Raw genomic sequence first — 12757 nt, 5'->3', positions numbered from 1 at the left:
GCGCTGTTGGGTGCACAGATGGAGATCGTGTACAGAACCTGGAGGTCGGGACTGCGGTGGATGAGAGCCGGTTACAGAGCATCTTGGACGGAATCCCTCTAACGCCACCTTGGACGGTCGGGGAGTTCGCGAGGTACCTGTCCGGGCGTCTCGGCAAGCGGATCGTCTTGGACCCATGGCGGGTGCACGTGCCGTCGGTGTCGCGATGCGGCGCCCTGTGGGTCACGCAGCAGGAGCTCGTCGTCAAGTACGACCCCGCGAGATCACCTCGCGGGCAGCGGCAGGAGATCATGCACGAGGTCGGTCACGTCCTGCTCGAACACAGGGGTGACGACCAATTCGAGGTGACCGACTCGTCGCTGGCCGATGGCCTGGACCCGCTACGAGTTCGCGAGATCATGCACCGGAGCCACTTCGACTCCACCGCGGAGCGCGAAGCCGAATGGCTGGGAACCCATCTTGCAGGGATGAGCCGCGGGCGGCCCGATGACATCAGCGGCGCGCGCCACCGCGCGGCATCTGTAATCGAACTGATGTGGCGATGAGTCCCCACCCAAGCCCCCTACTCGTCGCCGAAGCCACGTCCTCGCTGTCCGAACCGGTCGCGACCGCGCTGCTGATCTGGATCGCAGTCGTGGTCGTGGCCCGCATGACGGTGCTCATCGAACGCCTGAGCCTTGACTGGGCATTGGCGACGCTGGCGATGTCGTTCTGGTTTACCGCGCTGCTGCGGGACCGCGCCGTTCAATCGGTGCTGACACGCTGGATCGCACTCGCTGACATCCGCCTTGCCACCCACGCGGCTGCACTGTGCGCGGCTGGCGCTCTCGTGTGGATCGGACTGTTGTGGCACGCGCGAAAACCCGTGCGCGACAGCACCATAGTGCTGATCTGGGTCGGCGTCGCGGTGCTCGTCGTCGCGCTGGCGTGGATCTCGGCCCCTGCGCGTACGGCCAATATCGCGGTCGAGGAGCTTTCGGGCTGGCGGCCCGGGGTCTACTTGACGACCTATTCGCTGCCTACCGTGCTCGCCGAGCTGATGATTTTGGTCACCGCCGTGAGTTTGGTGTGGCATTGGCGCCAGAGCCTCGCACGCGCGGTGTTCGCGGGTGTCCTCATCGTCTGTATCGCCGTCTCCCAGATCGACGCCTGGACTCGAATCCTTACCGGTTGGTTGATCACCGCAGGAGTGCAGAACGAACTCACCGTCGATCGGGCGGGCACCAATGATCTGTTGTTCCTGGCCCCGGTCGCGCTGCTGATGCTGCTGGCTTTGCCCTCGATCGCCACGTCCCTGGCGATCCGGCTGCGCCGCGATCCCGCCTCGCGCAATATCGCGGTTCTCGAGCCGATGTGGGCGGACATGATGGATGCTCGCCCAGAAATGCGTCTGCACGTCAAAGCGCGCAAAACGCTGCCCCAGGTGACCGAACACCGCATGCGGATCGAGATCGAAGACACGATGATCTCGGCCGCTCCCTATCTCGCCGGTCTGGGCCCGCGCCCGGACCCGTCCCAGGTGTGCCAGGCGCTGCGCGCCGCCCTGGACGCGGGCGAAGAGGGCCACCACTACCAGGACGCGACCGCGCCGGAATGGGTGGGAAACGAAGCGTTCGTACTCAAGATCGCCCGCCATTGGAGCAGGACCCGTCCCGGCCCTGACCAGGCCACAGAACCGCATCCCGGAGAGGTAACCGTATGACCATGACGAAAACTACTGCGGCGCAGAGTATTCCGCATCCGCCAAAGCGGGTGCCGATCCTGGGCGACGTGCTGGGTATGGATCGCAAACGCCCGAACCAGAAGACGCTGTGGCAGTTCAGCCAGCTGGGGCCGTTGTATCGGCGCACGTTCGTCGGGGGAATCCATCTGACCTTCGCCGGGTCGTCGGACCTCATGCGCGAGGTCATCGATGAGAAGTCGTGGCAGCGCCATTTCGCCCGCCCGTACGAGAAGCTACGCGCCATCGCCGGGAACGGTCTTTTCACCGCTTCGAATGATTCGATGGAGTGGAAACGTGGGCACGAGGCGCTGATTCAGGGATTCGTGCCCGCCGCGCTTGCTGATTACCACGATGCCTTCGTGCACGTGGCGGAGCAGACCGCGCAGTGGCTCGGGCAGGGCTGCACCGTCGATGACACTGCCGCGATGATGGGCGATGTCGCGCTGGAGGCGATCGGGCTGGCTGGGTTCGGCTACTCAGTCGGCGCGTTCGCCGACCGCGGGAACGGTCGCAACCCGTTCGCCGACGCGCTGACGCGGGTCTTCGCCTACGCTCAGGAATCGGCAATCCCGTTGGTGGGCAAGCTGACCGGCGGCAAGCGCGCCCGCCAGAACGACCGGGATGTCGCGTTCATGAAGGGCGTGGTGTCCGAGGTGATCGAAGCGCGGCGACAGTCCGGCCAGCGGTACCCGGATCTGCTCGATCGCATGATGTACCCCGTCGACGGGCCGGCGCTGCCCGATGACAACCTCGTCGAGCAGGTGTTGACGCTTTTTGTCGCCGGGCACGAGACCACGGGCAACCTATTGGCCTTCGTGACGCACTTCCTGGCCAATGATCCGGAGCTGGCCGCGCGGGTACGCGCTGAGGCCACCGCGCTGACCACCAACGGCCGCATCGCCTACGAGGACGTGGCCAAGCTCGAGGTCACCGATGCGGTGATCGCCGAAGCGCTACGACTGTGGCCCATCGCGCCGGGATTCTTCCGCGAAGCGCGCCAGGACACCACGCTCGGCGGATACCCCATCGCCGCGGGCGAATGGGTGTTCGTGCTGCTGTTGGCGGTGCAGCGCGATCCGGCTGTGTGGGGGAGCGACGCGAACGAGTTCCGCCCCGATCGCTGGATGGGTGGATTCCGGCCGAAACCCTGGGCATATCGACCGTTCGGCACCGGCCCGCGCGCGTGCATCGGCCAGGCGTTCGCGCTACACGAAGCGAAACTGCTGATCGCCTCGTTGGTGCGCGATTACGAACTCACCGCACACGGCGAACTCGATGTCGAGGAGAATCTGACGCTACGCCCGGCGAACCTGAAGGTCGGGTTCCGCCGCATCGAATGACCAGCGCAGGGGCTGAATTACCGCGTGCGGGCAGGAAGTGCTCGCAGATCGGCGATCAGCTCCCTGAGCTTGTCCTGTGTCAACGCTCGTGCCGCAACGTGCTGCACCCCGCGATCACGCGCCAGGGTCCACAGCTGTAGCCGCAAATCGATATCCACATCCTCGTCGCCGACCGGCAGCAGGTAGGCCACATCGGTGACACCGCATAGTGCACACAGCGCGTCCGCGACCTCGCGCGTGACCTCCAGGACCGCACCGGTGCGCAGAGCCGCGATGTCCCCGGGCGTCACCATGCGCCCCAGCGTCTCGGTCAGCGCGGCGGCGATCTGCTCGTTGTTCATCGCCGGTTCGTCCCATCGGTGCGAATAGGCGATCATGCGGTCGATCTTCCCAGCTAACGGCAGTGCCATGAGAGTCCTCACCGGTTGATCCGTCGGGTTGCCGAAAGTGTCTGCTGCATCTGTGACCACCGCTGCGCGAACTCCTCGGCGCGCTCGGACTCCGATTCCGGCAGCCGCTCCAGTAGCCAGCGCAGATACAACAACTCTGTGTGATCGTCGGCGGTGGGTGCCTGGGGAGCGCGGCGCAGATAGTGGCCCAACAGCATCTCGATGGTGGCCGCGCTCAGTGTCCCGTCGAAGCGCTGATGCTCGATATCGGCGATAGTCCACGCCCTCAGCATGCGGTCAGCGATGGTGTTCATGCCTTCGACCAGCGGTGCGAGACGTTCATCATCACCCGCGACCTCGGTCACCCTCTGTGCCATCGCCACAGTGTCCTGGAACAAGTTGGCCGGGATCGGAACGTAGAGCACCTTTGACGTCGGCTGGGGCGCGTCGGCGACGTCGGTGACTCTTGGGGGTAGGCGCTTGGTGAAGGCGTCCGCTGCGGAGCCGTCCTTCCATTGCAGCACCGTGTCCAGCCTGGGCAATGTGTCGTTGCGGATTCGCCCGGCCTGGCCGCTTTCGATCTTGTCGATCGTCCTCGGGTTCAGCCCGACGGCCGCATGAACCGCCTGCTTGGACAAGCCCAGCTCTTCACGCCGTGCCTGCACTACTTGGCCTAGGTACTCGGGGTGTCGTGTAGTCATCGCCTCGACTCTGTGTAGAAGGGCTCGCAGAACGGGCTGCTGTACCCACATTGCTGTCGATACTACATGACCTGAGTCGGTACTTCCTAGTCGGGATATCCGTAGTTACCTGCGTCATATCCAGGCGCGGGAACGGTTAACTACATATGAATAGTACCGAGAGTGTGTACTTAGTTGGTTGAAACTGTGCACCAAACTGCGTACTATGGCGCTGCAGCGACAGGTAGCCACATGTCAGGCCCTGATGTGACGCCCGTGTAGTGGAGCCTGCTCAGTACCGAGCTAGCTCACAGGCGTCACCCGACTACCACTTCAACTAAGGAAACAGGCAATGGACAACACCAACGACATCTGGCTGACGAGCAAGGAAGTCGCGTTACGCCTCAAGGTCGAGGTCTGCACGCTGGACAACTGGGCCTACACCGGCACCGGTCCCGACTTCATCAAGCCGGGACGTATCCGCCGCTATGCCCTGGCCGACATCATCGCGTGGGAGGACCGACTACGAGCCGAAGCGAAACTTCGACGGCAAATCGCCCAGGCCAATGTCCGTCGTCACGTTGCCTGATCGCTTCCAAGTTGAGGCATCGGCGGAGGCTTGCCTGATCGACGCAGGGGCCTCGCTGACGCGTTCTTGCAAATGGCGCACACGCGCTACTCGGGATCTCCCGCGCAATCGTCGCCATCATCCACACAGCTCAGGTATGAAATGAAAACCCACTCCGACAGCAACGTTTCGATCTTTGATCCCAGTCGGCGAAGGTTGAGACCGCCCGGCATCGCCGCAAGCAGGCTCGTCCTCGTCGTGCCGACGTTGGAGCTGCCCCGCCATCACCCGGATGTCCTGTTTGCGGCAGTGTGCATGATTCAGGCACTCGACCCTGATGAGCTTGTCCGTCTGGGAGATTCAGGCGAGCCATTGCACGTAGAAAACCGGTACCTCGAAACCCTCCGGCGGTCGTATCGCGGAGCGCTAGGTTTCCAATTCTCGCCAGGCTTGAACGTCGGTAAGTACGACATCACCTCACTGCCGCCGACTAATGAGCTTGACGTCAACCGGATCGCGGTAGGCCAGCCTGCCGTTCTTGTCGCAATCGGACCGGTGAAGACGGCCCTTCGTGCAGCTATCGCATCCGGTCGATCAGTAGTCACGGCCGCTGATCCGCCGACGGCGTCCGTCAGGTGGCGTGACGGCGATGTGTGTGCGAATCGATTCGCGAAGGAAGCGGTTTTATGACCGCCGATGAGGTATGGCTCACCACCGAAGATCTTGCCCGGCGGTTTCAGGTCCCAGTGAAGACGATATCCGTATGGGCATCAGCCGGAAAAGGTCCTCGCTACATAAAGGTCGGCCGGTACCGGCGATATCGGCTGAGTGACATCGAAGAGTGGGAGCAGGATCTCCTAAAAACCAGCCGCACTCGGCGAGCTGCATAAGGACACTCGTTCTCGGTTGAGACCGGTATCTCCGACCCCCCTACGACGATAGGTCTACGGGGGGGTCGGAGCGCGTACGCAGGGCGAGGTTCAGCTATCTGTCGGCTAACTTTTCTCGGTAGACGGATGTTCGGTTGGCAATCAATAGTTTGCTGCGCCTCGATCCAAGGGAGGCGCGGAAGATAATTCGATCCCGAGAGCGTAGAGATGGCAAGTATCCAGGTCCGTGAAATCGTGATGGGCCCGCGGGGTGGCCCAAAGAAGAAGGTAAAGCGGTACATCGTTCGTTGGGAGGATCAGAACGGGATACCTGACTCGAAAACCTTCGACAAGCGTGGTCGTTTTGATATTCCGGACACGGCCGAGTACTTCAAGAGCAAGATCGAGGCGAAGCTTCGTGACGGTGAGTATATTAATCCCGACCTCGGTAAGCAGAATATTAAATCGTATGCCGAGAAATGGCGAGACCGTGCCCGTAAGGATGGAACGTTTAAGGCTCGGCAGCAATTCATCAACAACCTGGGGCCTCTCGCAAAGCTCGGCCTGGCGCAGATTCAACGCAGTGATATCCGTGACTGGACTGACTTACTCCTCACCGGGCGACCATGGTGTAAGGGAAAGTCGGTCCAGCTATCGACTGCCTCGTTGTACCTCCAGCATCTGACGACTCTTCTGCAAATCGCAGTGGACGATGAGCTGATTGTTAAGAATGCGGCCAGGAAGTTCAGGCTCGACGGGGATGACTACGAAGAGGGGCTGAAAGGCCCGACTGCTACAGAGCTCCTCACGCCACAGCTAATCAGTCGCGTTCGGGAACACGCCTCCGAGACCGTCTCCATCATGATCCTGCTGAGCGCGCTGACTGGCCTGCGGGTCAGCGAAGTCGCTGGCCTCCGCGTCCAGGACGTGAACTTCGTGCGGCGAGAGCTCAACGTGGTCCAGCAGGCTGCACGCAGCCCCAAAAAGGAACCGATCACGCCCAAGACCAAGTCGTCGCGCCGCACCATCCCGCTGTCCAAGTCGGCTGTGGAAACCCTCGCCGCCTACCTCGCCGACGATGCTCACAGCCGTGGTCCCGGCGAATTGATCTTCGCCGCGCCGCGAGGTGGTCGCTGGTATGCCACCTTGCTCGGTGGCAACTTCCGTCGAGCGTGTGACAAAGCAGGGCTCGGGACGGGCTGGTCATGGCACGACCTGCGCCACTATTTCGCATCGCGGCTAATCTTCAAGGGCCGTGATGTAAAGACGGTCAGCGAACTCCTAGGACACTCCTCTCCGAATATGACCTGGAAGGTTTACGTCCACCTGTGGCCCGGCCAGGAAGATGCTCTGAGGGAAGACATGGACGAAGCGCTCCAGGACATTACTGCGAAGCGATGGGATGAGAATGGGATGGCATCGGACCTGCGGGCAGAGGCTGCCTAGCCCCGTGGGATCATGGACAACGCCGAATCCCACTTGTGACCAGGAGACCCGTGCCTAGCTTTGTCGACACGACGTTCACCGATCCCGCCCGGATCCGGAACTTCTGCATCATCGCCCACATCGACCATGGCAAGTCGACCCTGGCCGATCGGATGTTGCAGCTGACCGGTGTGGTCGAGGAGCGGGCCATGCGCGCCCAGTACCTGGACCGGATGGATATCGAGCGTGAGCGCGGCATCACGATCAAGGCGCAGAACGTGCGGTTGCCGTGGCAGGTCGACGGCACCGACTACGTCCTGCACCTGATCGATACCCCGGGCCACGTCGACTTCACCTACGAGGTCTCCCGCGCGCTGGAGGCCTGTGAAGGCGCGATCCTGCTGGTCGACGCCGCCCAGGGCATCGAGGCGCAGACGCTCGCGAACCTGTATCTGGCGCTGGAGAAGGATCTCACGATCATTCCCGTGCTGAACAAGATCGATCTGCCCGCCGCGGATCCCGATCGCTACGCCGCCGAGCTGGCCCACATCGTCGGCTGCGAGCCGGGCGACGTGCTGCGCGTCTCGGGCAAGACCGGCGTCGGCGTGACCGAACTGCTGGACAAGGTGATCGAGGCCGTCCCCGCCCCCGTGGGCGACGCCGACGCACCGGCCCGCGCGATGATCTTCGACTCGGTCTACGACACCTACCGGGGCGTGGTCACCTACATCCGCGTGGTCGACGGCAAGATCTCCCCGCGCGAGAAGATCAAGATGATGTCGACCGGCGCGACCCACGAGTTGCTCGAGGTCGGCATCGTCTCGCCCGAACCCAAGCCCACCCAGGGTCTCGGCGTCGGCGAGGTGGGCTACCTGATCACCGGCGTGAAGGACGTGCGTCAGTCGAAGGTCGGCGATACCGTCACCAGCGCCCGCAACGGCGCCACCGAAGCCCTCACCGGCTACCGCGAGCCGCGCCCGATGGTGTACTCCGGTCTGTACCCGGTCGACGGCTCCGACTACCCGGATCTGCGTGACGCGCTGGACAAGCTGCAGCTCAACGACGCCGCGCTCACCTACGAGCCGGAAACCTCGGTGGCACTCGGCTTCGGTTTCCGCTGTGGCTTCCTCGGTCTGCTGCACATGGAGATCACCCGCGAGCGGTTGCAGCGCGAGTTCGGACTCGAGCTCATCTCCACCGCGCCCAACGTGGTGTACCGGGTGGAGATGGAGGACGGCACCGAACACGTCGTCACCAACCCGTCGTACTGGCCGGAGGGCAAGTCGCGGCACGTGTACGAACCCATCGTGAAGTGCACCGTCATCTCGCCGAGTGAGTTCATCGGCTCGATCATGGAGCTGTGCCAGCAGCGCCGCGGCGAGCTGGGCGGCATGGACTATCTGTCCGAGACCCGCGTCGAGCTGCGCTACACCATGCCGATGGCCGAGATCATCTTCGACTTCTTCGACCTGCTGAAGTCGCGCACCCGCGGCTACGCCAGCCTCGATTACGAAGAGGCGGGCGAGCAGGAAGCCGATCTGGTGAAGGTCGACATCCTGCTGCAGGGCGAGGCCGTCGACGCGTTCAGCGCGATCGTGCACCGCGACGCCGCACAGGCCTACGGCCACAAGATGACGAGCAAGCTGCGCGAACTGATCCCGCGTCAGCAGTTCGAGGTGCCGATCCAGGCCGCGATCGGCGCGAAGATCATTGCCCGCGAGAACATTCGGGCGATCCGCAAGGACGTTCTCGCCAAGTGCTACGGCGGCGATATCAGCCGTAAGCGCAAGCTCCTCGAAAAGCAGAAGGAGGGCAAGAAGCGCATGAAGACCATCGGTCGCGTCGAGGTCCCCCAGGAAGCCTTCGTGGCGGCACTGTCCTCGGATTCGGACAAGCCGAAGAAGTAAGTAGGCAAGTCCCAGAACGACTCTCAGGCGCCGGTGCTCACCGGCGCCTGAGCTATTTCCACCCGCAAGCGGACGCCGCCGAGCGGGCTGCGGTCTAGTTCGGCTGTGCCGGAATGCAGTTCGGCCTGCTGGCGAACCAGCGCGAGGCCGAGGCCGGAACCGGGGGAGCCGGGGCGTTTGGCGAAACGGTCGAAAGCGGTGGGGGACAGGTGTTCCGGAATGCCGGCGCCGTTGTCGTCGATGGTGATCTCGGCGCCGTTCCCGGTGGTCCGCGCGGCGACGGTGACCTCGGTGGCGTGCCCGTGCAGCACCGCGTTGGCTACGGCATTGGTCACGATCAGCATGATCCCGCCGGGCAACCCGTGGACCGGAACCGGGTCACAGGCGGCGAGCGCGACCTCGACGCCGGGGTTCGCGCGGCACGCGTTCTGCACCGCGCGGTCGAGGGTTTCACACAGTTCGAAATCTTCGAACGCGTCATGATCGGTGAGCTCGCCGACGGCCAGACGTTCCAGATCTGTGAGGGTGCGCTCGATCTGGCCCTCGGCGGCCAGTACGTCGGCCAGCACGGCGCCGCGCTGGGCGGCGGGCAATTCGGTGCCCGCCAGCACCTGCAGGTCGGTGCGCATGGCGGTGAGTGGGGTGCGTAGTTCGTGGGCGCAGACGGCGGCGAAGTCGCGGGCACTCGCCAGCGCCTGCCGGGTCTCGCCGTGCGCGGTCTCCAGACGCGCGAGCATCCGGTTGATCGCGTCGGAGAGTTCTTCGGCTTCCTTGGCGCCGCGTCCGGACAGCGGTGGCAACTCGTCGAGTGTGTCGATCTCGTGGGTGGCGGTGGCCAGCCTGCGCAGTGGGCGGGCGGCGAATCCGGCCAGCACCCAACCCAATACGGCGGCGGCGATCACCCCGGCCACGCCGATGCCGAGCCCGATCAGCTGGCTGCGGGTGATGGCGGCGGCGACGAGTTCGCGATCGGGGTCGAGCCGGACCACCAGCCCCGGCGCGCCCTGCACCTGCGCGAGCGACTGGTCCGTCGGGCTGCCGGGGACCACGATCGTGTGTTCACGGGGGAAGGGCGGTGCGGGGACCGGGGGTCCGGGTAGGGACGGAGCTCCTGGATTTTCCGGATCACCGTCGAATCGTTGCGCGACCTGCACCCGCATGCTGGACACGGTCTGATCGAGCTGGCTGGTACCCGCCACCTTCAGCAACGCGCCATAGGTCAGGCCGAGGGTGACCGCCACGATCGCGGCGACCACGGCCGACACCAGCGCCACCCGGACCCGCAACGACCACGAGGCCTTCACGGCTGATCCCGCAGCACGAATCCGACCCCGCGCACAGTGTGCACCACCCGCGCGACGCCGTCGGCCTCCAGCTTGCGGCGCAGATACGAGACGAACACATCGACCACATTGGTGTCGGTGCTGAAGTCGTAACCCCACACGGTCGACAGGATCTGTTCGCGCTCTAGCACGATCCCGGCATTGCGCGCGAGCATCGCCAGCAGTTCGAACTCGCGTTTGGTGAGGTCGACCGGCGCCGAACCCGCGTGCACCCGATGCCCGGCCAGATCGATCATCACCTCGCCGACCTGGATCGTGTCGGCCGTGCCGGCCGCTGTCACCGGTCTGCGACGCAACAGCGCGCGCAGCCGGGCGACCAACTCGCCCAGATCGAACGGTTTGGTGAGGTAGTCGTCGGCGCCGCGTTCGAGTGCCGCGATCCGATCGGTGACCGCGCTGCGCGCGCTGAGCACACAGATCGGGATGTCGTTGCCCATCGCGCGCAAGGCGGTGACCACACCGACGCCGTCGAGTTCTGGCATGTTCACGTCGAGCACCATGGCGTCCGGCGCGGCGGACCCCACCAGGGTGAGCGCGCGAGCGCCGTCGGGTGCGGTGATCACGTCGAACCCGGAGAGCTCGAGGCCGCGCCGCAATGACGCGAGCACGCGGACCTCGTCGTCGACGACCAAGATCTGCTGTCCGGTCATGCACTCACCCTAGTGTCGGTCATTGTTTTCGCTGGTCAGAAAGGGTGCGCGGGGGTCGAGTCGGCGGAGCCGCTACCCGGCGTGGGCACCGTCTCGGAGAACTCGCGCGGCGCGATCACGATGGTCCGCCCTCCGTCGGGGTCGATCCGCGTGCACTCGACCGGACCGTCCACCTGCGGCCCGAGGTTGCCCGGCGCGGGACGCGACTGCCCCCGGCCCGGCTCACCGGGTGCGACGTGGCGGAATTCGACGCGCGGCTGGGCGGGAACAGCGTCGTGGAAACCGATGTCCGGACCGTCCGGCAGCGGCGGCAGGTCCGGCACGCCGCCGCCCGGATCGGTGCAGATGATCGTCGTGCGCTCACCGCCGTGCGACGGTGCGCCCGCATCGGCGGTCGCGATGCCCGCCGAGGTGGCGGTGATCACGGCGGCGCCACCGAGCAGCGCGAGGGCCGCGCGGCGATTGCGGGTCGAGAATACGGTCATGGTCGGGCTCCTGACTGGGAGTTTCACCGGCCCCTCGGCCGGCGAGCCCCGACGTTATGGCGCCGAACTTCACACTCCGTTGAGCAATCGTTAGAGTTCTCTTGGGATGTCGGCGCCCCTGATTCCCCGGGCTCGCCGAAACATGTTGTTCGCCATAAGGTGAGTACCAACCGGCCTGCACGAAATGACAGGCCGAGGTTCGGAAAATAGTGTTGGATGGGCCTCACTTCGCCGCTGTTGTGGTGGGGAACTACAGCGATGCGAGTGTTGGAGCTTTGATGACGCGTGATCTGCCTTTCGACGACGGTGCCGCGCGCGAAGAGGGGTCGGACACGGCCTACCGGATCGCCAACGGCGTAGCCAGGGTGGCCAGGGCGGGCGCCTACGTCACCGGTGGTGCGTTGGTCGCCGCCAACGGAACTTCGCGTGAACCGGGCACCAGTAATGCCGACAGCCGGTACGCGGGCTGGTCACAGCAGACCGTGCCCACCGATCCGAGCCCGGACGCACCGAGCCCGATCGTGACCTTCCCCGATCTGGCCGTCGAGCCCCTACCTGCCCCCGTGGTGCCGCACACGCCCTTCTTCACGCCGACGAATCCCGATGTCTCGATGGTCGCCGCGCCGGACGAATCCGGCTGGCGCCCAGAGATTCCCGGCTCCGATGGTGATCGTGAGTTCCGGATCCCCGCCAACGACGAGTCGTCCAGCGGCATCGGCATTCCCGGCTACGGGCACACCCCGGTCGGGCCCGGATACAACGACAACCCGCACCCGCAACCTGGCACCACTCCGGACCCGGGCTTCGACCTCCCCGGTTTCGACCTGCCCGGCGTCGGCAACGGCCTGCCCGGTTTCGACGGTCTGCCGGGCGGTGGCATCGGCATTCCGGGCTACGACGGCCTGCCCGGACAGGGTTTCGGCATCCCCGGCTATGACAGCGTCGGTATGCCCGGGGGCAGTCCAGGCGGCTCCAACGGCATGTTCGACGGAATCGGCAACCTGGACGGCATGTTCGACGGTGTCGGCGCGATGGTGACCACCGACTGGCAGGTCGACGTCCACGTCGGGCTCGACGGAGTATGGGCGACCTCGCAGATGAAGGTCGACGTGCAGGTCGGCCAGGTCGGCGATCAGCTCGACGACTACGGCCAGTGGCTCGGCGACGGACTGAAGGTTCCCGGTGACCCGGCGGCCACCTCGCCGACCGGGCCCGGCCTCGGCGGTTCCTCGTCCAGTGGTACCGGCCTCGGCAACTCGTCGTCGGGTGCCCCCGGTCTGCCCGGATCCTCGTCCTCGGGCATCGGTCTGCCGGGTACGCCCGTGGCCCCCGCCCCTGCCGTCGCCGGGCCCGCGGCCCCTGCCGTCGTGGCGCCTGC

The 12757-nt window shown here is 65.0% G+C and carries 12 protein-coding genes and 1 pseudogene; 8 read left to right on the top strand and 5 right to left on the bottom strand.

Annotation, left to right across the window (positions count from 1 at the left end):
- The first annotated feature begins 182 nt into the window (after positions 1–182).
- From NS1_RS18970 to NS1_RS18960, 3 genes are read left to right on the top strand one after another with little or no spacing between them, the layout of a single operon-like run.
- Positions 183–545 (top strand): ImmA/IrrE family metallo-endopeptidase, encoded by a 363-nt coding sequence (locus tag NS1_RS18970; RefSeq protein WP_169812801.1) that lies wholly within the window; start codon positions 183–185, stop codon positions 543–545.
- Positions 542–1702, top strand: coding sequence for a DUF6545 domain-containing protein (locus NS1_RS18965; protein WP_062986489.1), 1161 nt, complete (start codon positions 542–544; stop codon positions 1700–1702). Before NS1_RS18970 ends, NS1_RS18965 begins: the two co-directional genes overlap by 4 nt.
- 2 nt (positions 1703–1704) lie before the next feature.
- Entirely contained in the window at positions 1705–3063 is a 1359-nt protein-coding gene (locus NS1_RS18960) for a cytochrome P450 (RefSeq protein WP_063816191.1), read from the top strand.
- 17 nt (positions 3064–3080) lie between these two features.
- Here NS1_RS18960 and NS1_RS18955 read toward each other — a convergent pair whose 3' ends face one another.
- Positions 3081–3485: a hypothetical protein gene (locus tag NS1_RS18955; RefSeq protein ID WP_157125298.1), complete on the bottom strand. Its 405-nt coding sequence runs from the start codon at positions 3483–3485 to the stop codon at positions 3081–3083.
- The gene (locus NS1_RS18950) at positions 3482–4153 is read right to left on the bottom strand and encodes a helix-turn-helix domain-containing protein (protein ID WP_255284596.1); all 672 of its coding nucleotides are present in this window, start codon (positions 4151–4153) and stop codon (positions 3482–3484) included. The genes NS1_RS18955 and NS1_RS18950 overlap by 4 nt, the downstream gene beginning before the upstream one ends.
- A gap of 331 nt (positions 4154–4484) precedes the next feature.
- Between NS1_RS18950 and NS1_RS18945 the strand changes: the two genes are divergently transcribed.
- The 4 genes from NS1_RS18945 (at position 4485) to lepA (ending at position 8901) form a co-directional block, all read left to right on the top strand.
- On the top strand, positions 4485–4721 hold the full coding sequence (locus NS1_RS18945) for a helix-turn-helix transcriptional regulator (protein ID WP_062986479.1): 237 nt from the start codon (positions 4485–4487) through the stop codon (positions 4719–4721).
- 665 nt (positions 4722–5386) lie between these two features.
- The gene (locus NS1_RS39095) at positions 5387–5590 is read left to right on the top strand and encodes a helix-turn-helix domain-containing protein (RefSeq protein ID WP_084503829.1); all 204 of its coding nucleotides are present in this window, start codon (positions 5387–5389) and stop codon (positions 5588–5590) included.
- Positions 5591–5797: 207 nt separating this feature from the next.
- Positions 5798–7015, top strand: coding sequence for a tyrosine-type recombinase/integrase (locus NS1_RS18940; protein WP_062986477.1), 1218 nt, complete (start codon positions 5798–5800; stop codon positions 7013–7015).
- Between the two features lie 35 nt (positions 7016–7050).
- The gene (gene lepA / locus NS1_RS18935) at positions 7051–8901 is read left to right on the top strand and encodes a translation elongation factor 4 (protein WP_373864345.1); all 1851 of its coding nucleotides are present in this window, start codon (positions 7051–7053) and stop codon (positions 8899–8901) included.
- Between the two features lie 23 nt (positions 8902–8924).
- Here lepA and NS1_RS18930 read toward each other — a convergent pair whose 3' ends face one another.
- Genes NS1_RS18930 through NS1_RS18920 form a run of 3 tightly spaced genes read right to left on the bottom strand, consistent with a single transcriptional unit; the run spans position 8925 to position 11379 of the window.
- Positions 8925–10205 (bottom strand): HAMP domain-containing sensor histidine kinase, encoded by a 1281-nt coding sequence (locus NS1_RS18930; protein ID WP_062986473.1) that lies wholly within the window; start codon positions 10203–10205, stop codon positions 8925–8927.
- Positions 10202–10894, bottom strand: a complete 693-nt coding sequence (locus NS1_RS18925) for a response regulator transcription factor (protein WP_056821450.1) — start codon at positions 10892–10894, stop codon at positions 10202–10204. Before NS1_RS18925 ends, NS1_RS18930 begins: the two co-directional genes overlap by 4 nt.
- A gap of 35 nt (positions 10895–10929) precedes the next feature.
- Complete coding sequence (locus NS1_RS18920) at positions 10930–11379, bottom strand: hypothetical protein (RefSeq protein WP_062986467.1); 450 nt, start codon at positions 11377–11379, stop codon at positions 10930–10932.
- 278 nt (positions 11380–11657) lie between these two features.
- On the opposite strand from NS1_RS18920, the pseudogene NS1_RS18915 reads away from it, so the two are divergent.
- Positions 11658–12757: pseudogene (locus NS1_RS18915) on the top strand (hypothetical protein); the annotation flags it as partial.

The organism is Nocardia salmonicida NBRC 13393, from assembly GCF_001613085.1.
In the GTDB taxonomy this organism is placed as follows: domain Bacteria; phylum Actinomycetota; class Actinomycetes; order Mycobacteriales; family Mycobacteriaceae; genus Nocardia; species Nocardia salmonicida.
This window is presented reverse-complemented; position numbering and strand designations above follow the sequence as displayed.

Coding starts and splice junctions, on each gene's coding strand:
- NS1_RS18960 (WP_063816191.1), top strand. CDS start 1,705: ATGACGAAAACTACTGCGGCGCAGAGTATTCCGCATCCGCCAAAGCGG.
- NS1_RS18950 (WP_255284596.1), bottom strand. CDS start 4,153: ATGACTACACGACACCCCGAGTACCTAGGCCAAGTAGTGCAGGCACGG.
- NS1_RS18940 (WP_062986477.1), top strand. CDS start 5,798: ATGGCAAGTATCCAGGTCCGTGAAATCGTGATGGGCCCGCGGGGTGGC.
- NS1_RS18945 (WP_062986479.1), top strand. CDS start 4,485: ATGGACAACACCAACGACATCTGGCTGACGAGCAAGGAAGTCGCGTTA.
- NS1_RS18920 (WP_062986467.1), bottom strand. CDS start 11,379: ATGACCGTATTCTCGACCCGCAATCGCCGCGCGGCCCTCGCGCTGCTC.
- NS1_RS39095 (WP_084503829.1), top strand. CDS start 5,387: ATGACCGCCGATGAGGTATGGCTCACCACCGAAGATCTTGCCCGGCGG.
- NS1_RS18925 (WP_056821450.1), bottom strand. CDS start 10,894: ATGACCGGACAGCAGATCTTGGTCGTCGACGACGAGGTCCGCGTGCTC.
- NS1_RS18965 (WP_062986489.1), top strand. CDS start 542: ATGAGTCCCCACCCAAGCCCCCTACTCGTCGCCGAAGCCACGTCCTCG.